Here is an 18,795-nt window from a genome sequence, read left to right as displayed (position 1 = left end):
CCGCGACGGCTCCGGTGTTCCCGTCGCGGGCGCCTTCCTCACGCCTCGGGGATGTCGCGGCCGTACGCCTCCAGCGTCACGGCCTCGGGCTCCGGTCCGCCGCGCACGCCGGCCTCGAGGGCGTCGATCCGGGCGAGCTCCGAGCCGGAGAGCGCGAAGTCGAACACGTCGATGTTCTCGGCGATGCGCTCGGGGCGGGTCGACTTCGGGATGACCTGGCGGCCCTCCTGCAGGTGCCAGCGGAGCATCACCTGCGCGGCCGTCTTCCCGTACTTGGCGCCGAGCTCGAGGAGCACCGGGTCGTCGAAGCTGCGGCGCGGGGAGTCGCGGTAGGCGGTGATGCCGCCGATCGGCGACCAGGCCTGGGTGAGGATGTCGTTCTCGCAGCCGAAGCGCTCGACCCGCCGCTGCTGGAAGTACGGGTGCACCTCGAGCTGGTTCACCGCGGGGACGACGTCGGTCTCGGCGAGCAGGCGGGTGAGGTGCTCGACCATGAAGTTGCTCACGCCGATCGCCCGCACCCTCCCGTCGGCGAGCAGCCGCTCGAGCGCCCGGTAGGCGTCGAGGGTGCGGTCGAAGGCCTCGGGCAGGGCCTGGTGCAGGATCAGCAGGTCGATCCGCTCGACGCCGAGCTTGCCCGCGCTCTTGTCGAAGGCGTGCAGCGTCTCGTCGTAGCCGTAGTCGCTGATCCACACCTTCGTCTCGAGGAAGACGTCGTCGCGGCCGGCGATCGCCTCGCCCACCTCGCGCTCGTTGCCGTAGGCCGCCGCCGTGTCGATGTGCCGGTACCCCGCGTCGAGCGCGGCGGCGACGGCGGCGCGGGTCTCGTCGGGCGGAGTCTGGAAGACGCCGAGTCCGAGGGCGGGGATCTCGACACCGTTGTGGAGAGTGAACGTGTTCATGAGCCCACGCTACGTCCGCAGACGCCGAGTCGCCCGAGAAGCCGCGCGCGACTCCTCAGGCGACCCCGTCGCTCCGGCCCTGCTCAGCCGTCGATCGGCAGCAGGATCCCCTTCACCGTCTCGTCCGTGGCGAGGAACTCCTGCACGGCCGGGTCCTGGAAGGCCTGGACGAGCTTCTTCACGTTCTCGGTGTCGCGGTACTTCGAGCCGATGGTGAGCTGCCCGGCGAAGTCGTCGGGGGCCTGCGGGGCGAAGATCTGCTGCTCGATCGGGATGCCGGCGGCGAGGTAGTACTCGGTGTAGCCGACGGCCGCGTCGAGGTCCGGCAGCGCGCGCGACTGGGCGGCGAAGTCGAGCAGCGTGAACTGCAGGTTCTTCGGATTCTCGGCGATGTCGTCCTGGGTCGCGGTGCCCGGCTCCGTGCCCGGCTTCAGCGTGATCAGGCCGGCGTTCTGCAGCAGCCAGAGGCCCTGCGCCTCGTTGGCGGGATCGGAGTAGAGCGAGACCGTGCCGCCGTCGGGGATCTGGGAGACGTCGGAGTACTTGTCGCTCCAGAGCCCGAAGCCCCAGCGGAAGACGGGGGTGGCCGCCTCCTCCTCGAAGTCGGGGTTGGCCTCGAGCACCTGTCCCAGCCAGAGCTTGTGCTGGTACACCGTGGCCGCGACCTCGCCCTCGCTCACCGCGCGGTTGATGGTGTTGCTGTCCGAGAGCCCCTTGAAGGCGACGGTGATGCCGTAGCGCGGCGCCACCTCCTTCGCGACGAAGTCGACCAGGGCCTGCTCGGAGGCATTGCCCTCGGCGGTCGCGACGTAGAGCGTCGCTCCCTCCTGCTCGTTGGCCGAGACGGCGGGGGAGAGGAGCGGGACGGCGATCGCGGAGGCGACGCCGACCACGACGACGGCCGCTCCGGCGATCCAGGGCCAGCGGCGCTTCTTCGTGAGATCGAATCCGAGGTCGTCGGGAGTGGACATGGCGGTGCCTTTCGAAGAGGGGGTGCGCGGGCGCGCGGGAGGGGCGCCCGAGGGCGCAGGAGGAGGAGTGGTGGTTCTAGACGGCGGCCGCGACCCGGGGCGCTCGCCGCGAGCGGGAGGCGCCGGGCGTGGTCGCGCGGACGAGGGCGTCGCCGGTGAGCTGCACGGTCGCGACGGTGGCGACCAGGATCACGATGGTGGCGAGCATGACGGTGGTGTCGAAGCGCTGGTAGCCGTAGGTCACCGCGACGTAGCCGATGCCCCCGGCGCCGATCGTGCCGGCGATCGCCGAGTACTCGATCATCGCGATGGTGTTGATCGTCAGGCCGCCGATGATCTGCGGAACCGCCTCGCTCAGCTGGGCGGTCCGCACCACCTGCAGCCGCGACGCTCCGGAGGCGCGGGCGACGCGGGTGAGCGAGAGCGGCACGCTGCGCAGCGCGTTCTCGACGATCCGGGTGAAGAAGGCGATCCCCGCGATCGACATCGGCACGACGGCGGCCGCGATCCCGATGTTGGTGCCGGTGATCAGGCGCGTGAACGGCATGATCGACGCCATCAGGATGAGGAACGGCAGCGAGCGGCCGACGCTGATGACGGCGCTGAGCACCTGGTGGGCGGCCCGGTTCTCGGCCAGGCCGCCCGGAGCGAGGTTGTGCACGAGAGCGCCCAGCGGCACGCCGACCAGCACCACGATCGCCATGACGATGCCGACCATGATCAGCGTCTCGCCGAGCGCCGGCAGCACCAGCGCGGGGATCTGCTCGAGCGGGACCTTGTTGTCGAGGTGGAGGATCATGCCGCCACCTCCTCGGCGAGGACGCGCACGCCGGCGGGCCGGACCGACAGGCCGAGCTCGGCCGCCGCACGGGTGAGCCGCGCCTCGTCGACCGGGCCGAGCCCGATCGTCGCGTGGCCGACCGCCTGCCCGTCCACCGTCTCGATCGCCGCGCCGAGCAGCGAGACGGGGCCGACCGCCTCCGCGAGCCGGGTGACCCAGTCGGTCGGCACTCCGGAGCGGGAGTAGCCCACCACCCATTCGCCCAGACCCGGGCCGGGCGCGACGGAGGGGCGCACCGGGTTGAGGGCGAGGCCGAGCGGGGACGCGGGGTCGCGCAGCAGGTCGACGAGGCGCCCCGACTCCACGATGCGGCCGTGGTCGAGGCGGGCGACGGAGTCGGCCACCTGGCGCACCGTCTCCATCTCGTGGGTGATGAAGAGGATCGAGAGGCCCAGGTCGTCGCGCAGCTCCTTCAGGAGCGTGGTGATCGCGGTGGTCGAGGCGGGGTCGAGGCCCGAGGTCGCCTCGTCCGAGAGCAGCACCGAGGGGCGGAGGGCGAGCGCGCGGGCGATGCCGACGCGCTGGCGCTGACCACCGGAGAGCTGGTGCGGGTAGTAGCGCGCGCGGTCCGAGAGGCCGACGCGCTCGAGGAGCTCCGCAACGCGGCGCTTCGTCTCGGCGGCGGTGACGCCGAGGTACTCCAACGGCAGGGCCACGTTCTGCTCGGCCGTGCGGCGGCTGAAGAGTCCGTCGGACTGGAAGACCGTGCCGATGCGACGGCGGGCGACGCGCAGCCGCTCCTCCGAGAGCTGCGAGAGCGCCTCCCCGTTGACGACGACCGTGCCCGAGGTGGGCCGCTCGAGGAGGTTCACGCAGGCGGCGAGCGTGCTCTTGCCCGCGCCGCTCGGGCCGACGACGGCGAAGATCTCGCCGGTCGCGACCGAGAAGTCGAGGCGGTCGAGCACGGTCGCCGGACCGTACGACTTGCTGAGCTGCTCGAGCCGGATCATCGCGTTCCTTCGGACGGGTCGGGCGGCCGCGGCCTCTCCGCGTCGTCCCGGACACGATGATGGAGCACCGCGGGCCCGCCCGTCCCGGCCCGCGTCGCCCGGCGTAACCCTTCGTCGCCGGGCGTAACAGTGCGCGGGGCGGAGGGGGTCGCGGCCGCGAGACGCGACAGGACCGCCGCGGCCGGCAGCACGCGGGCTACCGTGACCGGATGCAGCCGAAGTGGGAGTCGACGACCATCGAGCGCGCCTTCGACGAGGGGTGGTCGGACGAGCCGATGGGGACGAAGGAGAAGTTCTGGCTCGTCGCCGACGGCGATCTGTGGCTCTTCAAGTTCGCCCGCCAGCGAGGAGACGAGACTCGCGGTGAGGACTGGGCGGAGGGTGTCGTTCCATCTCGCGCGGATGCTCGACGTCCCGTGCGCGGAGATCCGACCTGCGACGGTGGGCGGTCGGCGCGGAATCATGTCGAGGAACGTCATCGAGCGCGAGCAGATCCAGAGCCTCGAGATCGGGAACAGCCTGCTGCGCCACTCCGATCGCCACTACGACCACGCTCGGAGGCGGCCCAACGACCGCTACACCGTCGATGCGGTGAGACGTGCTCTCGACGGCGTCGACGCTCCTGCAGGCTTCGACGCCGTCGCCGGACTGAGCGGTTTCGACGTGTGGGCGGGCTACCTGCTGTTCGATGCCTGGGTAGCTGGACGGGATCGACACGACGAGAACTGGGCCGTCATCGCCGGACGCGGTCATCGGACCCTCTCGCCCTCGTTCGATCACGGCAACGCCCTCGGGTTCCAGGAGACCGAGGAGAAGCGCGCCGCCTGCCTCGCCGATGAGGCTCTCTTCGACCGGTGGGTGCGGAGAGGAAGGAGTCACCAATTCGCCGGGAGACCGCTGCTGGTCGACCTCGCAGCGGAGGCCCTCGCGGCGGCCTCTCCGGAGGCGCAGGCGTTCTGGCCTGCTCGGCTCCGAGCGGTCGATCCCTCTGCGGTCCGCGAGGTCCTCGCGGCGGTTCCTCCGACCCTGATGTCGGAGACGTGCGCTAGTTTCACGGAAGGACTGCTGGCAGCGACACGGAGGAGGATCCTCGATGACTCTCCTCGTTGATCGACCGGCGCCGCGTCCGACCCCTGGTGTCCGCGAGCTGCTGCTCGTCTGGCAGAACCCTCGTACTCGCCGGTTCCTCCGCGCGGCGGTGCTGTCCGTCGGGGTCGACGGCTTCCTCTTCCGGTACGAGCCGGCGGCTGTCGCCGACGAGGACTTCTTCCCGCTCGCGGAGTTCCCCCGTGTGGACGCGCAGTACCGGAGCTCGTCCCTTCCGCCGTTCTTCGCCAACAGGGTGATGTCGTCCGAGCGCGGCTCGTACGAGGAGTACCTGGGGTGGCTCGGTCTCGAGGCGGCGTCCCCCGACCTCCCCGTCGAGATCATGGTCCGGACCGGCGCGGCGCGAGCGACCGACACCTTCCATGTCGTGGAGAAGCCTCTCCGCACCGCGCAGACCCTCATCAGTCGTTTCTTCGTGGCGGGAGTCCGCCATCGGGCCGAGCTCCCGCTTCCGGTGCTGCCTCTCGAGCAGGGCGACGGGCTGGTCCTCGTGCCCGACGCCTCGAACCTCCGCAACCCGGAGGCCTACGAGGTGGCCTCGGTGTCCGGCGAGCGGATCGGATGGGTGCCGGACTGGCTGTGCGGTGAGGTCGCCGCGCTCATGGCGTCCGGATGGGAGGTCGAGGCGGTCGCCGAGAAGGTGAACCCCGAGGCCCCGTCCCACGTCCAGGTGCTCTGCCGGATCACCGCGACCCTGCGTCACTGAACCCGCTCCCGCTCAGCTCGCGGCGGCCGCCGCGCGGGGGCTCTCGGCGCTCGCCTCGCGGTCGAAGCGCTCGCGGCTGAAGACCTGGTCGGCGGTCGTCAGGGCGAGGCCGATCACGCCGGCCAGCTCGCCCAGGTCCGATGTGTGGATGGTCAGGTGCCGCGTGGCGAGCGGGTGGGTGCGCAGGTAGACGCGCTCGCGCAGGCCCGACATCAGCACCTCGCCGCAGTCGCCGAGCTGGCCCGAGATCACGATGGTCCGCGGGTTGAGGATGTTGACGAGGTCGGCGACCGCCTCGCCGAGGACGCGGCCGGCCTGGCGCACCGCCTGGGTGGCGCGCATGTCGCCGCGGAGCACGCGGGCCGTGACGTCGGCGACGTGCTTGATCGAGGGGTCGTCGGCCGAGAGGTCGCGGACGAGGGCCCAGCCGCTCGCATACGCCTCCACGCAGCCGGCGTTGCCGCAGCGGCAGGGCAGCGGATCCGCGTCGACCGTGCCCGTGACCGCGCGGGTGTGGCCGATGTCGCCGGCCGCGCCGACGGCTCCGCGGATCGTCGCTCCGTTGAAGACGAGGCCCGAGCCGATGCCGGTGCCGAGCTTCAGGCTGATCAGGTTGTCGGAGCCGTGGTGGCGCGACTCGGCGAGGGCGCGGGCGTTCGCGTCGTTCTCGATGACGACCTGCACGCCCTCGTACGGCTCGGCGAAGTAGCCGGCGATGTCGAAGTCGTCCCAGCCGGTCATGATCGGCGGGTTGCGCACGCGCCCGGCGGCGAACTCGACCGGCCCCGGGACTCCGACGCCGATGCCGGCGACCGCGTCGCCCTGCTGCAGCCGCTCGAACGCGGCGATCACCAGCGAGAGCACGGCGTCCGGTCCCTCCCAGACGTCGACGACGCCGCTCTCGTGCCGGAGGGGGGTGCCGCGCAGGTCGCAGGCGGCGGCGACGAACCCGCTCGCTCCGATGTCGGCGGTGAGGAAGACCGTGCCGACCAGGTTCATCGCGAACATGCTCGAGGGGCGCCCGCCGGTCGACTCGCCGCCGGTGGTAGGGGCGATCAGGCCGAGCTCCACGAGGGTCGCGAGGCGCTGGTTGACGGTGGAGCGGGAGAGCCCCGTCTGCTCCATCACCGCGTTGCGCGAGACCTCGCCCTGCTCGCGGAACAGCGCGAGGACGTCGGCCACGTGCGAACCGGCCTCGCCGGTGGAGTACCCCGTCATCGCTCCCCCTCTTGTCACGGTCAGCGTACATGCCTGCCGACGGGAAACCTGAAGTTCCCCGACTTTCGTATTGCGGTAACGCGAAAGCCCCGGTAGTTTTCACACACCGGCACGCAGTGGTGCCACTGATCCTCAAGGATGACGATGAACCGCACAGCACGCCGCCTCCTCCCGGTTCTCGCACCGGTCGGCGCCCTCGCACTCCTCCTCACCGGCTGCGCCTCGGGTGGCGACACGGCCGCCGGCGGCTCCGGATCGACCAAGGTCGCCGCGGTCATCAAGGGCCTCGACAACCCCTTCTTCCAGGCGATGGAGAACGGCATCGAGGACACCGCGAAGGACGACTCCGTGGACGTCTCGGTGCAGGCCGCCGCCGACATCGGCGACACCACCGGCCAGGCCGACAAGCTCACCACGGTCGCCGGCCAGGACTTCGGCTGCCTGATCGTCAACCCGATCAGCGGCACGAACCTGGTGCAGGCCCTCGCCTCCGCCACCGGCAAGACGATCGTCAACATCGACAGCCCGCTCGACCCCGACGCGGTCGAGGCCGCGAACCTCGACGTGACCACCTACATCGGCACCGACAACGAGGCCGCGGGCGGCAAGGCCGGCGACTTCCTCCTGCAGCAGCTGCCCGCCGGCTCCGAGGTCGCCGTCATCGGCGGAGTCTCGGGAGACGTCACCAGCGCCGCCCGCGTCGACGGCTTCACCGCCGCGATCGGCTCCGACCTCACCGTCGTCCAGGAGGCCGCGGCCGACTGGAAGCGCGAGGTCGCGCTGACCAAGGCGACCGACATCCTCGCCGCGAACCCCGACGTGAAGGCGTTCTTCGCCGCGAACGACGACATGGGCCTCGGCATCGTCAAGGCCGTCGAGAACGCGGGCCTCACCGGCTCCGTCCAGGTGGTCAGCGTCGACGGCAACGAGGACGCGCTGCAGTCGGTGAAGGACGGCGGGCTCACCGCCACCGTCGCCCAGTACCCCTACGCGATCGGCCAGCTCGGCGTGCAGGCGTGCGAGGCCGTCGGCGCCGGCGAGGAGATCCCCGCCGAGATCGAGTCGCCCACCGCGCTCGTGACCTCCGAGACCGCGGAGCAGGCCCTCGGCGCCTTCCCCCAGCCGTTCGAGGAGTTCGACAACCCGCTCGCCGCGCTCGTCCCCAGCAAGTAGGACCTCCCGCCCATGGCAACCCAGGAAGCGACCATGACCTCAGTCACCGCCCGACCCCCGGCCAGCGCCTCCCCGCTGCTGGCGAACCTGCGTCAGCTCAGCTTCTGGGCCGAGAACGCCGCACCGATCGGGCTCGTCGCCCTGGTGATCGTGTTCTCGATCGCGACGCCGACGTTCCTCAGCCTCGGCAACATCAAGGCGATGCTCGTCGCCGCCGCGATCCTGGTCATCCTCTCGATCGGCCAGTCCTTCGTCATCACCACCGGCGGCATCGACCTCTCGATCTCGGCGACGATGACCGTCGGAGCGGTCGGCTTCGGCATCGGCTGGAGCGCCGGCTGGGGCTTCTGGCTCTCGGCGCTCGCGGCCCTGCTCTTCGCGGGGCTGATCGGAGTGATCAACGGCTTCCTGATCGCGAAGGGCAAGGTCACCGACTTCATCGCGACACTGGGCACGCTCTCGGTGGCGACCGGTCTCGCGCTGATCGTCTCCGACGGCAAGCCGATCACGGTCGGCAGCCCCGAGCTGCTCCGCCTCACCACCGGCTCGATCGGGATCATCGGCTACCCGATCATCCTGGCCGCGGTCATCGGAGTCGTCGCCTGGGTCGTCATGTTCCGAACCCGCTTCGGCCTGCACGTGCAGGCGGTCGGCGGCAACGAGGAGAGCGCGGTCGCCAACGGCATCAAGGCCGGACGCGTGCGCATCGCGGTGTACATCATCGCCGCCGTCCTCGCCGGAGTCGGCTCGCTCCTCCTCGTCGCCCGCGTCGGCGCCGCGGAGCCGGCCATCAACACGCAGTACCTGCTCAACTCCATCGCGGCCGTCGTGCTCGGCGGAGTGAGCCTCACCGGCGGCAAGGCGAAGATCGTCGGCCCGATCATCGGAGCGTTCCTCTTGACCGCGCTGACCAACGGCCTGACCCTGCTCGGCGTCTCGCAGTTCTACCAGCCCCTCGCCGTCGGCCTGGTGGTCGTGCTCGCCGCCCTCATCACCCGCTACCAGAAGAAGTGAGCCCAGCCATGACCAGCGACATCCTGCTCGAAGCGCGGGACATCAAGAAGTCCTTCGGCGGCGTCCACGCTCTCAAGGGAGCGTCGATGTCGATGCGCCGCGGCGAGATCACCGCCCTGATCGGCGACAACGGCGCGGGCAAGTCCACCCTCGTCCGCTGCCTCTCCGGAGTGCACCCCGCCGACTCCGGCACCATCACCCTCGACGGCGACGTGGTGCACTTCACCACTCCGCTCGGCGCCCGGGACGGCGGCATCGAGACGGTGCACCAGACCCTCGCCCTGGTCGAGGACCTGACCGTGTGGCAGAACTTCTTCCTCGGCCGGGAGCTCACCAAGGGCGTGCCCGGGGTGCGGTTCCTCGACCGGACGCAGATGAAGAAGACGGCCCAGGAGCTTCTCGGCGACCTCGCCGTGAACGTCCCGCCGGTCACCAGCAAGGTCCGCCGCCTCTCGGGCGGCCAGCGCCAGGCGGTCGCGATCGCCCGGGCCGCGGGCTGGGGCAGCAAGATCGTGATCATGGACGAGCCGACCGCGGCGCTCGGCGTCCAGGAGACGGCGCGCGTCGAGAAGATCATCCTCAAGCTGCGCGACGCCGGAGTGGCCGTGCTGCTGATCAGCCACAACTTCGACCAGGTGATGCGCCTGAGCGACCAGGTGTGGGTGATGCGCGCGGGCCTCGCCGTCGCCGGCCGCCGCACCGCCGAGACCAGCGGCGACGAGCTCGTCTCGCTGATCACGGGCGCGAAGGCCGCCTGATGCACCCCGAGTTCCTGCACCGCGGGAGCACGGAGCGCTCGTCGCCGATCGGGGTCCACGCGGGCCTGCTCGTCGGCGACTGGACGCCGGAGTCGGGGCGCCGCGCGATCGGCACCGCCGCCTCGATCGGCTTCGACCTGATCGAGATCCCGGCTCCCGCCGACCCCGACGCCTCCGCGTGGACCGCCGACCTGCTCGACGAGCACGGGATCGACGCGGTCGTCTCGCTCGCGCTGGACGCCGACTCCGACATCACCGACCAGGCCACGGCCGGCCGCGGCGAGGAGCGGCTGCTGGCGGCCGTGCGGTTCGCCGAGGCCATCGGCGCGCGGTACGTCGGCGGAGTCACCTACTCGGCCATGCGCAAGTACGAGCACGCGGCCGACGCGGCTGCCCGCTCGCGCTCGCTCGACGTGCTGCGGAGGGTCGCCGAAGCCGCCGCTCCCGCCGGCGTCGTCGTCGGAGCGGAGTACGTGAACCGCTACGAGAGCAACCTGCTGAACACGGCCGCCCAGACCGCCGCGTTCCTCCGCGAGCTCGACGCGCCGAACGTGCTCCTGCACCTCGACACCTTCCACGCCCACCTCGAGGAGGTCGACCTCGCGAGCGCCGTCCGCGACGCCGGCGACCTGCTCGGCTACCTCCACGCCTCCGAGAACCACCGCGGAGAGCTGGGCACCGGGAGCACCGACTGGACTGGGCTCGCGGCGGCGCTCGCCGACTCCGGCTACCGCGGCCCGCTCACCCTCGAGAGCTTCTCGCCCGCCGTCCAGCCCCCGGCCTCGGCCGAGGGCATGGGCCTCTGGCGCGAGCTCTGGCACGACCCCGTCGCCCTCGCGACCTCCGGCCACGCGTTCCTCGCGGACCTGCTCGACACCGACCCCGCGGCCCGACGCCGCCCCTGAACCTCTCGAACCAAGGAGCACCACCATGACCACGAACCCTCTCGGAGTGCACGCCCTCGTCTTCGCCGGCGGCACCACCCCCGACGAAGTGACCGCGACGATCGAGCAGACCAAGGCGGCCGGATTCGACCTGCTGGAGCTCTCGCTGCACGACGTGCAGAACCTCGACACCGCCTCCGCCCGCACCGCCCTCGAGGCGAACGACCTCGGCATCGTCTGCTCGCGCGGCCTCGCCTTCTCGGCCGACGTCTCCAGCGACGACCCGGAGGTGGTGGCCCGCGGCGCGAAGCTGCTCGCCGACTCCCTCGAGACCACCCACGCGCTCGGCGGCACCCACTTCACCGGCGCCCTCTACAGCGCGCTCGGCAAGTACAGCGCGCCCCTCTCGGCCGCGGGCCGCGCGAACGTCGTCTCGGTGCTGACCGACCTCGCCGCCGAGGCCTCGACGAAGGGCATGACCCTCGGCCTCGAGATCTGCAACCGCTACGAGACCAACGTCATCAACACCGCCGCGGACGCCCTGCGCCTCGCCGACGACATCGGCGCCGACAACGTCCTGATCCACCTGGACACGTACCACATGAACATCGAGGAGGACGACTTCTTCCGCCCGGTGCTGCTCGTCGGGGATCGTCTCGGGTATGTCCACATCGGCGAGAACCACCGCGGCTACCTCGGCAGCGGCCACCTCGACTTCACGACGTTCTTCCACGCCCTCGCCGCGATCGACTACCGCGGACCCATCACCTTCGAGTCGTTCTCGTCGGCCGTCGTCTCGCCGACCCTCTCGAACGACCTCGCCGTGTGGCGGAACCTCTGGAACGACGGCCCCGCGCTCGCCCGCCACGCCCACGGCTTCCTGGTGAACGCGCTGGAGAGCAGCCGTGGCGAGGCCTGAGACCGAGGTCGCGCCCGACGCGGTGCGGCCCGGCCTCGACGAGCTGGCCGGGCGCGCGCTCGCGCTGACCTCGCCGGGCCGCCGCGCGATCGTCGCGATCGCCGGCAGCCCCGGGGCCGGCAAGACCACGCTCGCCCGGGCGGTGGTCGCCCGCGCGAGCGAGCTCGCGGGGGAGGGGACCGCCGCCTTCGTGCCGATGGACGGCTTCCACCTCGCCAACGCCACGCTCGACGAGCTCGGCCGCCACGACCGCAAGGGCGCCCTCGACACGTTCGACGGCTGGGGCTTCCTCGCCCTGGTGCGGAGGCTGCGCGCCGAGACCGACCACGTCGTCTACGCGCCCACCTTCGAGCGCACCGTCGACGAGGGAGTGGCCGGCGCGCTGGCCGTGCACCCCTCCGCGTCGCTCGTCGTGCTGGAGGGCAACTACCTCCTCGTCGACGAGGGCCCGTGGGCGCTGCTGCGCGCCGAGTTCGACGAGGCCTGGTTCTGCGCGACTCCCGAGACCGAGCGCTTCGAGCGCCTGGTCGACCGCCACGTCTCCTTCGGCCGCGCCCCCGAGGCGGCCTCCGCCTGGGCCTCCGAGGTCGACGGGCGGAACGCGCTGCTGATCGAGGCCACTCGCGACCGCGCCGACCTGATCGTGTCGGGGACGGCGGCGGGGGTGGTCTGACGCCCGATGTGGCGGAGGAGCGGTCCGCTTCGGGGCGCGACGTGGGCTCTCGGGCGTGTCCGGCCGGTCGATCGGTCGGACGACGGAGGACCCGTCGCCCGGCGGATGCGGTCTCGACGGGTCGGGTGTCAGGCTCGAGGGATGGACGACTCGACACGGAACTCCTCGGAACAGCCCGCTCCCACCACCCCGCCGGCAGCTGCGCCCCCCGGAGCCGGGCAGCCGCCCCTCCCCGTCGCTCTCCTCCTCCTGCTGCGGCGGAGCGACGGGCGGCCCGCGGCTTCGTCGGGCGCTCTCGACACCGTCCTGGCCGCCTCCGTCCTCGCGGAGCTCTCCCTCCAGCGGCGCGTCGAGGTGGACGCCGGAGCCGTCGCCCTCGGGCCGGAGCGGTCGGCGCTCGGGGACGCCGTGCTCGACGGGGCACTCGGGTGGATCGCAGCGGAGCGAGCACCGCGCAGCGTCTCCTGGTGGATCGCCCGCCTCACGCGGAGGGAGCTGCATGCCGCCCTCCTCGAGCGGGTCGCCGCCGTGGAGCCGGCGGAGGACGAGCGGCTGCGGATCCGGGTCGCCGAGGTCCTCGCGGCTCGGACGGCGCCCCTTCCGTCGGACGCGGCGCTCATCGGCCTGCTCGACGCGGCCGGAGCGCTCTCGCCGAGGCCCGGCATCCCGGACCGGCAGGCGATCCGGTCGCTCGCGGCGCAGCACTGGGCAGGGCCGGCGGCCGCCGCCGTCCTCGCGGGAACCGCCGCGAGCGTCACGGGAGCCGCGGTGATCGCGGCGACGACGACGGTCACGATCACCGGCATGTGATCCGACGCGTGCGGCTCGCTGAAGCCGCGCGCCCCTACTCCGCCGGGTAGTCGGGCGCGACGAAGACGCAGAACGGGTGGCCCGCCGGATCGGCGAGGACGTGGAGCGCCTCCTCCGGGTCGTCGCTCCTGTCCTCGATCAGCTCGGCGCCGAGGGCGAGCGCCCGAGTCTTCTGCCGGTCGAGCTCGTCGGCGTCCGCGACCATGAAGTCGAGGTGCAGCTGCTGCGGGACGGGCCCCTCCGGCCAGGTCGCGCGCGGCAGGGCGGCCACCCGCTGGAACGTGAGCTTCGCGCCGTCGGCGGTGACGATCGCGACCCACTCCGCCTCGTCGTCCGAGCCGTCCGCGGGCGGCTCGTCGCCGGGGCGGTACTCGCCGCCGAGCAGGGCGAGGTAGAAGGCGGAGAGGGCGCGGGCGTCCTCCGTGTCGAGGACGACCTGGCGCAGGCGCATGCGGGCAGGGTACCGCCGGACGGCACCGGAGAGGGATGACGTGCTGTGCGGGACGGCTGCGGCGGGCCGGGCGTCGTGGGTCGCGGCCCGACGTCGGCTGAGAAGGGGGGTCCCTGCCCCGACACGGCAGGCCGCGTCTCAGCGGAGGTTGTCCAGCTCTCTCGCTCCCGACCGCGCCGCCCTGCCACTCCGCGCCCGCTTCCTCAACCCCTCCCGGCTCCCGGCCTCGCGCCAGGGCCCGGCGCGTACTGTGGCCGCTGACTCACGACGGCTACGAGGGAGACACCATGACGGAGCAGATCGGAATCCCCGAGGCCGCGGCACTGGGGAGCGAGCGGCGGAGCATCGCGATCCTCGGAGCGGGCGGCGACCTCACCGAGCGGCTGCTGCTGCCGGGCCTGGGCCGGGTGGCCGAGCTCGCGCGCGACCTCGAGCTCACGCTGATCGGCGCGGCGCGCACGCCCCAGACCGACGAGGAGTGGCAGAGCCTCGTCCGCCGCAGCCTCGAGGCGGCCGGAGTCGCCGCGCACACGGTCGAGGCCCTCGCGTCGCGCGCGCGCTTCGTCGCCACCGACGCCTCCGACCCGGAGCAGCTGAAGGCCCTCCTCGACGCCTGCCCGTCGACTCCGGTGCTCTACGTCGCCCTGCCGCCGGCGATGGGGCACAAGGTCGCCGCCTCGCTCGCCGAGCTCGACCTGCCCGAGGAGCTGGTCGTCGCCGTCGAGAAGCCGTTCGGCGAGGACCTCGACGACGCGATCGCCCTCAACGCGGCGTTCGCGAAGGTCCTCCCCGAGAGCCGCCTCTGGCGCATCGACCACTTCCTCGGCAACGCGACCGTGCTGGGGATGCTGGGCCTGCGCTTCGGCAACAGCCTGCTCGAGGCGAGCTGGAGCGCCGAGTGGATCGAGAAGGTCGAGATCGTCTACGACGAGACGCTCGGCATCGAGGGCCGCGCGGCCTTCTACGAGAAGACCGGCGCGCTGCGCGACATGCTGCAGAGCCACCTCCTGATGGTGCTCGCGCTGACCACGATGGAGCGCCCCGACGAGGTCGCGCCCGACGAGGTCCACGCGCGCATGGCCGAGGTGCTCGGCGCCGTGCGGCTCTGGCGCGACGACCCCTCCTCCGCCCGCCGAGCCCGCTACACCGAGGGCCGCGTCGACGGCCGCTTCTTCCCCTCCTACGTCGACGAGCCCGACGTCGACCCCGAGACCGGCACCGAGACCCTCGCGCAGCTGCTGCTCCAGGTCGACACCCCGCGCTGGGCGGGCGTCCCCTTCGTCCTCCGCTCCGGCAAGGCGATAGGCGACCCGCGCCGAGAGGTGGCGATCCACTTCCGCGCCGCCACGCCCCCGCGCGGCCTGCAGGCGGCCGAGGGCGACGCCGGGTCGGTCCTCCGGATCGGCCTCAAGGGCGGCGACGTCAGCCTCGACCTGGTCGTGAACAGCGCCGACGAGCTGACCGATCTCGAGCGCACCACCCTGACGGCGCAGCCCGGCGCGGCCACGCTCGACCCCTACGCGCAGGTCCTCGCCGGGATCCTGCAGGGCGACACCCTGCTCTCGGTCCCGGGCGACGTGGCCGAGCAGTGCTGGCGCATCATCACTCCGGTGCTCTCCGCCTGGGCCGCGGGCGACGCTCCGCTGGACGAGTACGAGGCGGGGAGCGCGGGGCCCGAGGGCTGGTGAGCTCGCGGTGAGGCGCGCGGGCTGAAGCGCGAGAGCTGAAGCGTCGGCGTGAGGCCGTGTCGGATCCGCCGGCGCCGGATACGTTGCCGCCCGCCCGGCTCCCGTCGCTCCGCTGCTGCCCGCTCCGCTGCTGTCCGTCCCGCGTCGGCACCCCCGCCCGTTGACCCTCCCGCCCGTTGACCCTCCCGCCTGTTGACCCTCCCGCCGGGGGAGACGGGATGCTGGAGGCATGGTGGGCATCGGGGAGTACGCAGGCATCACGGGTCTGAGCGTGAAGGCGCTCCGGCACTACGACGAGAAGGGCGTGCTGGTCCCGGCGGATGTCGACGAGCGGTCGTCGTACCGCCGGTACGCCGACGCGCAGGTCCGGGCCGGAGTCGTGATCGGCGCGCTCCGGAGCGCGGGGGTGCCGCTGCCCGAGGTTGCGTCGGCGACTCGAGCCGGCACCGCGGCGGAGGCGTTGCAGGCGCATCGCGAGCGCGTGCTCGCGGAGCGGGAGCAGGAGGACCGGGCGTTCGAGGCCGCCGAAGTGGCGCTGCGAGCGCTCGCCGTGCCGGTCGAGGTCGCCGAACGGACGATGCCGGCGCAGCCCTACGTCGGCCAGGTCCTCACGATCGCCCTGGACGAGGCCGACGGGCCGGGCGACGACGAGGCGAACGAGATCTTCGGCGCACTCGCCACCCGAGTGCACGCGGCAGGGATCGGGCCGACGGGACGTTTCTGGACGGCGCTCCGGGCGGGCGAGCGGGGTTCGGCGGAGCTCGTCTGCTGCTGGCCGACGTCGGCGGAGGCGGCGGGCGACCTCGCCGATCTCGCCGCGATCCTCCCGGCGCGCACCGAGCTGGTCGCCACCTGGCGGCCTCGCGACGGGGAGGATCTGCCCGAGGGGACCCTGCATCCGGCGATCGTCGCGCTCTTCGACGCCGCCGGAGACCGCGGCCTCCGGCTCGACGGGGTCGAGGTGCGGCAGACGGTGCTGGGGAGGGGCCGGAGGACGTGGCGGTCGAGGTGTCGCTGACGGTCGCGGGGTGAGCGGAGGCCGGGAGGCGCCTCAGGTGGGCCGAGTGTCAGCGCTCGAGGACCGGCTCGGCAGGACCGGCTCCTCAGCACCGAGCGGAGGAGGGAGTGGCGCCGTCCGCCTGATCCCGCGCCACTCCGTCGCATGGTGCCACCTGTCTCCGTAGGCTCCGATGCATGACGAGCGGAGTCGAGGCCGGAGTCCATCGCGGTGACGACCGGACGGTCCTCCACCGTCGGTGGTTCGCGGTCGTGGCCTCCCTGGTCTTCGCCTTCGGCTGGCTGCTGATCCCCGGCGTCGGCTGGCTGATCGGCGCCGTCGCCGTTCTCTGCAGCTCGGCGTGGACGCGGTCGGAGAAGGGATCGGCGTTGGCGATCCCGCTGGTCGCGGCCGCTCTGGTCGGCAGCGGGGTCGGGCTCTTCTACGGTCTGCTCGGCGCGCCGAGCTCCAGCCTGACGACGTGGACGGTGGTGGGGGCCGGGATGCTGGCGGGAGGCGCGGCGACTGCGCTTCTGGGGGTCCGGCTGTGCGCTCGGGCACTCCGCCGGCCGGAGGAGTCCGCTGGAGGCTCGCTCTCACCAGCTGCCCCGGCCTCGGGCGCGTACGACGTCAGCTGAGAGGAGGGGCGTGGGCTCCTGAGGGAGGCCGCCCTGTCTCAGCGGAGGTTGTGCGGCCGCTCGCCGGCCCCGCTCGCGTCGTAGCGGAGCCGCACCAGCTCAGAGTCCGGCAGAACCGTCGCGTCGAGGAGGCGCAGCCCGTGCTGCGGCGCTCCGGAGTAGAGCGGCGTCCCGCCGCCCGCGAGGCCTGCGCCGACGAGGACGATCAGCTCGTCCACCAGGCCCTGCTCGAGGAGCGGATTCCAGGTCGTGCCGCTGCCGAACATCAGCAGGTCACCCCGGTCGCCCTGCTTGAGCAGCTCGATCTCGGCCGGACCCTGCTTCCGCGGCACGATCCGGGTGGTGGCGGCCCACGGCGCCTCCGGGTCGGGAGCGAGGGAGTCGCTGATCACCAGCGCGTCGAGCGACGTGACCAGCCGCGCGGTCTCGTGCTCCCGCTCGCCCGCCGTCCCGTCCGCGGCGACGGCGCTCCAGCTGTCCCAGTTGTCGCGGAACCAGCCGCCGCCGTAGACGAGCGTGCCCGCGCGGCGCAGCAGCTCGAGGTTGTGGTCGTTGAACGCGTCCTCGAACGGCAGCGCCGAGAGGTCGTGCCCGGGCCCCTCGAAGCGGCCGTCGAGCGAGGTGAGGACGGAGACGACGAGCCTGCTCATGCGGGGGATGCTACTCAGGCGGGGGTGCCGGGTGAAGGGGTGCGACCGTGCCCCGCACCCTCCTCACATCGCTGCTCCCAGCGCGTCCCGCAGCGTCGCCCGCGCCCGCGCGTGCCGGCTCCGCACGGTCGCGGCGCGGAGGGACAGGATCTCGGCCGCCTCGGCGAGGGAGAAGCCGTCCCAGTAGACGAGGGTGATGATCTCCTGGTCGACGGGCTTCAGCTGCGCGATCGCGGCGCGGACGTCCTCGGCCGCGTCGTCGGCCGGCGCGGGCGGAGTGATGCGGAGCTCCTCCGCCAGCCGCTCGACGAGCGCGCTCCTCCGGGTCGCGGTGCGGCGCTGGCCCGAGAGCACCCGCCGCGCGACGCCGAACGCCCACATCCGCGCGCGCGTCTCGTCCTCGGGGATCGACCGCTCCTTCCGCCAGAGGATCAGGAGGGTGTCGCTGAGGAGGTCCGCGGCGTCCTCGGGGCTCGCCGTCCGCCGCGCGAAGTAGCGGAGCAGGTCCGGCGCCTCCCGCTCGACCAGGGCCGTGATCTCGGCCTCCCGGTCGCGCGCGGGGGAGCGGACGACGCTGCGCGCCATGGACGGCGCCGCCTCGCCGGCGCTCATCACAGCTCTCCCGTGCAGTCGGTGCTGCCGCCCAGGCCGCCGTCGCCCTCGACGATCACGCCCTCGGGGATCGTGTCGAGGATGTGGTCGTCCGCCGCGGTGATCCAGGCGCGCCAGCGGATCGTCTCCTCCGAGAGGCCGGGGCCGTCGCTGTTCATGTCCGAGGCCAGCCAGGCGGGGTCGGTCGTGTAGGCGAGCGCGTCGTCGTGGATCCGCTGGCCGATGCCGTTCCAGTCCTGCGCACGCAGGTAGTCGGTCGCGGAGGTGGTGACCTCGCGGTAGTCGATCTCGCCGTTGAAGTAGTCGATCGAGCACGACACCGCTGCGCCGGAGTCGGTGGTGTAGCTGATCGGGATCGTGAAGTCGGGGACCGAGCGAACGTCGGTGCCGGCGCTGGTCGCCAGCACGAGACCCGGGACGAGGAGGACGGGAGCCGCCAGCCACCACGCCCTCGACCGCGCGGGACGGCGGGGCGCGCGTTCGCGGGTCTCGGCGATCACGCTGTGCAGGGCGGTGCGGACACCGGGCGCCCGGTCGTCGGTCGCGGGGTCGCTGCGGGAGAGCAGGTCGTCGAGTGTGCGTCGCGTCATCGGGTCCATCCTTCGTCGGTCGGGCGTCTACCGAGTACGTGGCCGGGTGGGGCCCGAGCGTTGCACGGGACCTGACGGGAGGAGTGAGCCGAGCCGGTCGCGCGCGCTCACTTCTTAGAACTCCTTCGCGAGGACCCGTCAAAAGGCGCCATATTCGGCTTCACCCCGGTCTTTTTCTCATCGGTTATGGCCCCGACAAGGGGGGCTCACTTCTCTATGGCGAGAGGGAGGCCGACCTATACG

Annotated in this window: 22 protein-coding genes; 12 read left to right on the top strand and 10 right to left on the bottom strand. The window is 72.4% G+C overall.

What is annotated here, in order from left to right; genetic code table 11:
* Window positions 1-38: 38 nt before the first annotated feature.
* From C5C99_RS00550 to C5C99_RS17390, 5 genes are all read right to left on the bottom strand, one after another.
* Window positions 39-902, bottom strand: coding sequence for an aldo/keto reductase (locus C5C99_RS00550; protein ID WP_104222706.1), 864 nt, complete (start codon window positions 900-902; stop codon window positions 39-41).
* A gap of 83 nt (window positions 903-985) precedes the next feature.
* Complete coding sequence (locus tag C5C99_RS00545; protein ID WP_104222707.1) at window positions 986-1,873, bottom strand: MetQ/NlpA family ABC transporter substrate-binding protein; 888 nt, start codon at window positions 1,871-1,873, stop codon at window positions 986-988.
* A 76-nt stretch (window positions 1,874-1,949) separates the two neighbouring features.
* Window positions 1,950-2,672: a methionine ABC transporter permease gene (locus C5C99_RS00540; protein ID WP_104222708.1), complete on the bottom strand. Its 723-nt coding sequence runs from the start codon at window positions 2,670-2,672 to the stop codon at window positions 1,950-1,952.
* Window positions 2,669-3,664 (bottom strand): methionine ABC transporter ATP-binding protein, encoded by a 996-nt coding sequence (locus C5C99_RS00535; RefSeq protein ID WP_104222709.1) that lies wholly within the window; start codon window positions 3,662-3,664, stop codon window positions 2,669-2,671. The genes C5C99_RS00540 and C5C99_RS00535 overlap by 4 nt, the downstream gene beginning before the upstream one ends.
* Before the next feature lie 196 nt (window positions 3,665-3,860).
* Complete coding sequence (locus C5C99_RS17390) at window positions 3,861-3,995, bottom strand: hypothetical protein (RefSeq protein WP_258063575.1); 135 nt, start codon at window positions 3,993-3,995, stop codon at window positions 3,861-3,863.
* Window positions 3,996-4,126: 131 nt separating this feature from the next.
* Here C5C99_RS17390 and C5C99_RS00530 point away from each other — a divergent pair, with 131 nt between their 5' ends.
* On the top strand, window positions 4,127-4,774 hold the full coding sequence (locus C5C99_RS00530; RefSeq protein WP_146085449.1) for a hypothetical protein: 648 nt from the start codon (window positions 4,127-4,129) through the stop codon (window positions 4,772-4,774).
* Window positions 4,758-5,477, top strand: a complete 720-nt coding sequence (locus tag C5C99_RS00525) for an HIRAN domain-containing protein (protein WP_146084972.1) — start codon at window positions 4,758-4,760, stop codon at window positions 5,475-5,477. Before C5C99_RS00530 ends, C5C99_RS00525 begins: the two co-directional genes overlap by 17 nt.
* Window positions 5,478-5,489: 12 nt before the next feature.
* Here the strand turns inward: C5C99_RS00525 and C5C99_RS00520 are convergent, their stop codons facing one another.
* Complete coding sequence (locus C5C99_RS00520) at window positions 5,490-6,695, bottom strand: ROK family transcriptional regulator (RefSeq protein ID WP_104225808.1); 1,206 nt, start codon at window positions 6,693-6,695, stop codon at window positions 5,490-5,492.
* A gap of 144 nt (window positions 6,696-6,839) precedes the next feature.
* Between C5C99_RS00520 and C5C99_RS00515 the strand changes: the two genes are divergently transcribed.
* The 7 genes from C5C99_RS00515 (at window position 6,840) to C5C99_RS00485 (ending at window position 12,926) form a co-directional block, all read left to right on the top strand.
* Window positions 6,840-7,868 (top strand): substrate-binding domain-containing protein, encoded by a 1,029-nt coding sequence (locus C5C99_RS00515; protein ID WP_104222713.1) that lies wholly within the window; start codon window positions 6,840-6,842, stop codon window positions 7,866-7,868.
* A gap of 33 nt (window positions 7,869-7,901) precedes the next feature.
* The gene (locus tag C5C99_RS00510) at window positions 7,902-8,882 is read left to right on the top strand and encodes an ABC transporter permease (RefSeq protein WP_104222714.1); all 981 of its coding nucleotides are present in this window, start codon (window positions 7,902-7,904) and stop codon (window positions 8,880-8,882) included.
* 8 nt (window positions 8,883-8,890) lie between these two features.
* Entirely contained in the window at window positions 8,891-9,640 is a 750-nt protein-coding gene (locus C5C99_RS00505) for an ATP-binding cassette domain-containing protein (RefSeq protein ID WP_104222715.1), read from the top strand.
* A complete protein-coding gene (locus C5C99_RS00500; RefSeq protein WP_104339429.1) occupies window positions 9,640-10,545 on the top strand; it encodes a sugar phosphate isomerase/epimerase in 906 nt (301 codons plus the stop codon). The genes C5C99_RS00505 and C5C99_RS00500 overlap by 1 nt, the downstream gene beginning before the upstream one ends.
* 25 nt (window positions 10,546-10,570) lie before the next feature.
* On the top strand, window positions 10,571-11,443 hold the full coding sequence (locus tag C5C99_RS00495) for a sugar phosphate isomerase/epimerase (protein WP_104339428.1): 873 nt from the start codon (window positions 10,571-10,573) through the stop codon (window positions 11,441-11,443).
* Window positions 11,430-12,116 carry a nucleoside/nucleotide kinase family protein gene (locus tag C5C99_RS00490; RefSeq protein WP_219813593.1) on the top strand — a complete coding sequence of 229 codons (687 nt, stop codon included), beginning with the start codon at window positions 11,430-11,432 and terminating at the stop codon, window positions 12,114-12,116. The genes C5C99_RS00495 and C5C99_RS00490 overlap by 14 nt, the downstream gene beginning before the upstream one ends.
* Window positions 12,117-12,257: 141 nt before the next feature.
* Window positions 12,258-12,926 (top strand): GPP34 family phosphoprotein, encoded by a 669-nt coding sequence (locus tag C5C99_RS00485; protein ID WP_181067893.1) that lies wholly within the window; start codon window positions 12,258-12,260, stop codon window positions 12,924-12,926.
* A 34-nt stretch (window positions 12,927-12,960) separates the two neighbouring features.
* Here C5C99_RS00485 and C5C99_RS00480 read toward each other — a convergent pair whose 3' ends face one another.
* Window positions 12,961-13,377 carry a VOC family protein gene (locus C5C99_RS00480; protein WP_104262559.1) on the bottom strand — a complete coding sequence of 139 codons (417 nt, stop codon included), beginning with the start codon at window positions 13,375-13,377 and terminating at the stop codon, window positions 12,961-12,963.
* Window positions 13,378-13,664: 287 nt separating this feature from the next.
* Here C5C99_RS00480 and C5C99_RS00475 point away from each other — a divergent pair, with 287 nt between their 5' ends.
* The 3 genes from C5C99_RS00475 to C5C99_RS00465 all read left to right on the top strand — a co-directional run bounded on the left by C5C99_RS00475 (window position 13,665) and on the right by C5C99_RS00465 (window position 16,700).
* The gene (locus C5C99_RS00475; RefSeq protein WP_104339427.1) at window positions 13,665-15,065 is read left to right on the top strand and encodes a glucose-6-phosphate dehydrogenase; all 1,401 of its coding nucleotides are present in this window, start codon (window positions 13,665-13,667) and stop codon (window positions 15,063-15,065) included.
* Window positions 15,066-15,294: 229 nt separating this feature from the next.
* On the top strand, window positions 15,295-16,083 hold the full coding sequence (locus tag C5C99_RS00470) for a MerR family transcriptional regulator (protein WP_104339426.1): 789 nt from the start codon (window positions 15,295-15,297) through the stop codon (window positions 16,081-16,083).
* Window positions 16,084-16,259: 176 nt separating this feature from the next.
* Window positions 16,260-16,700, top strand: coding sequence for a hypothetical protein (locus C5C99_RS00465; RefSeq protein ID WP_104261669.1), 441 nt, complete (start codon window positions 16,260-16,262; stop codon window positions 16,698-16,700).
* Between the two features lie 38 nt (window positions 16,701-16,738).
* Here the strand turns inward: C5C99_RS00465 and C5C99_RS00460 are convergent, their stop codons facing one another.
* From C5C99_RS00460 to C5C99_RS00450, 3 genes are all read right to left on the bottom strand, one after another.
* On the bottom strand, window positions 16,739-17,350 hold the full coding sequence (locus tag C5C99_RS00460; protein WP_104261670.1) for a dihydrofolate reductase family protein: 612 nt from the start codon (window positions 17,348-17,350) through the stop codon (window positions 16,739-16,741).
* 63 nt (window positions 17,351-17,413) lie between these two features.
* Entirely contained in the window at window positions 17,414-17,935 is a 522-nt protein-coding gene (locus C5C99_RS00455; RefSeq protein ID WP_104233024.1) for an RNA polymerase sigma factor, read from the bottom strand.
* Between the two features lie 26 nt (window positions 17,936-17,961).
* Window positions 17,962-18,552 (bottom strand): hypothetical protein, encoded by a 591-nt coding sequence (locus C5C99_RS00450; protein ID WP_104262552.1) that lies wholly within the window; start codon window positions 18,550-18,552, stop codon window positions 17,962-17,964.
* Between the last annotated feature and the right edge of the window lie 243 nt (window positions 18,553-18,795).

The organism is Rathayibacter sp. AY1C4 (genome assembly GCF_002932195.1).
Taxonomy (GTDB): Bacteria; Actinomycetota; Actinomycetes; order Actinomycetales; family Microbacteriaceae; genus Rathayibacter.
The sequence above is the reverse complement of the archived record's forward strand: the minus strand, read 5'-3'. Positions and strand labels throughout refer to the sequence as shown.

Bases quoted from the DNA above. Each gene is read 5' to 3' on its own strand.
- C5C99_RS00550 (WP_104222706.1), bottom strand. From the start codon at position 902: ATGAACACGTTCACTCTCCACAACGGTGTCGAGATCCCCGCCCTCGGA.
- C5C99_RS00545 (WP_104222707.1), bottom strand. From the start codon at position 1,873: ATGTCCACTCCCGACGACCTCGGATTCGATCTCACGAAGAAGCGCCGC.
- C5C99_RS00540 (WP_104222708.1), bottom strand. From the start codon at position 2,672: ATGATCCTCCACCTCGACAACAAGGTCCCGCTCGAGCAGATCCCCGCG.
- C5C99_RS00535 (WP_104222709.1), bottom strand. From the start codon at position 3,664: ATGATCCGGCTCGAGCAGCTCAGCAAGTCGTACGGTCCGGCGACCGTG.
- C5C99_RS00530 (WP_146085449.1), top strand. From the start codon at position 4,127: ATGTCGAGGAACGTCATCGAGCGCGAGCAGATCCAGAGCCTCGAGATC.
- C5C99_RS00525 (WP_146084972.1), top strand. From the start codon at position 4,758: ATGACTCTCCTCGTTGATCGACCGGCGCCGCGTCCGACCCCTGGTGTC.
- C5C99_RS00520 (WP_104225808.1), bottom strand. From the start codon at position 6,695: ATGACGGGGTACTCCACCGGCGAGGCCGGTTCGCACGTGGCCGACGTC.
- C5C99_RS00515 (WP_104222713.1), top strand. From the start codon at position 6,840: ATGAACCGCACAGCACGCCGCCTCCTCCCGGTTCTCGCACCGGTCGGC.
- C5C99_RS00510 (WP_104222714.1), top strand. From the start codon at position 7,902: ATGACCTCAGTCACCGCCCGACCCCCGGCCAGCGCCTCCCCGCTGCTG.
- C5C99_RS00505 (WP_104222715.1), top strand. From the start codon at position 8,891: ATGACCAGCGACATCCTGCTCGAAGCGCGGGACATCAAGAAGTCCTTC.
- C5C99_RS00500 (WP_104339429.1), top strand. From the start codon at position 9,640: ATGCACCCCGAGTTCCTGCACCGCGGGAGCACGGAGCGCTCGTCGCCG.
- C5C99_RS00495 (WP_104339428.1), top strand. From the start codon at position 10,571: ATGACCACGAACCCTCTCGGAGTGCACGCCCTCGTCTTCGCCGGCGGC.
- C5C99_RS00485 (WP_181067893.1), top strand. From the start codon at position 12,258: ATGGACGACTCGACACGGAACTCCTCGGAACAGCCCGCTCCCACCACC.
- C5C99_RS00480 (WP_104262559.1), bottom strand. From the start codon at position 13,377: ATGCGCCTGCGCCAGGTCGTCCTCGACACGGAGGACGCCCGCGCCCTC.
- C5C99_RS00475 (WP_104339427.1), top strand. From the start codon at position 13,665: ATGACGGAGCAGATCGGAATCCCCGAGGCCGCGGCACTGGGGAGCGAG.
- C5C99_RS00470 (WP_104339426.1), top strand. From the start codon at position 15,295: ATGGTGGGCATCGGGGAGTACGCAGGCATCACGGGTCTGAGCGTGAAG.
- C5C99_RS00465 (WP_104261669.1), top strand. From the start codon at position 16,260: ATGACGAGCGGAGTCGAGGCCGGAGTCCATCGCGGTGACGACCGGACG.
- C5C99_RS00460 (WP_104261670.1), bottom strand. From the start codon at position 17,350: ATGAGCAGGCTCGTCGTCTCCGTCCTCACCTCGCTCGACGGCCGCTTC.
- C5C99_RS00455 (WP_104233024.1), bottom strand. From the start codon at position 17,935: ATGGCGCGCAGCGTCGTCCGCTCCCCCGCGCGCGACCGGGAGGCCGAG.
- C5C99_RS00450 (WP_104262552.1), bottom strand. From the start codon at position 18,552: ATGACGCGACGCACACTCGACGACCTGCTCTCCCGCAGCGACCCCGCG.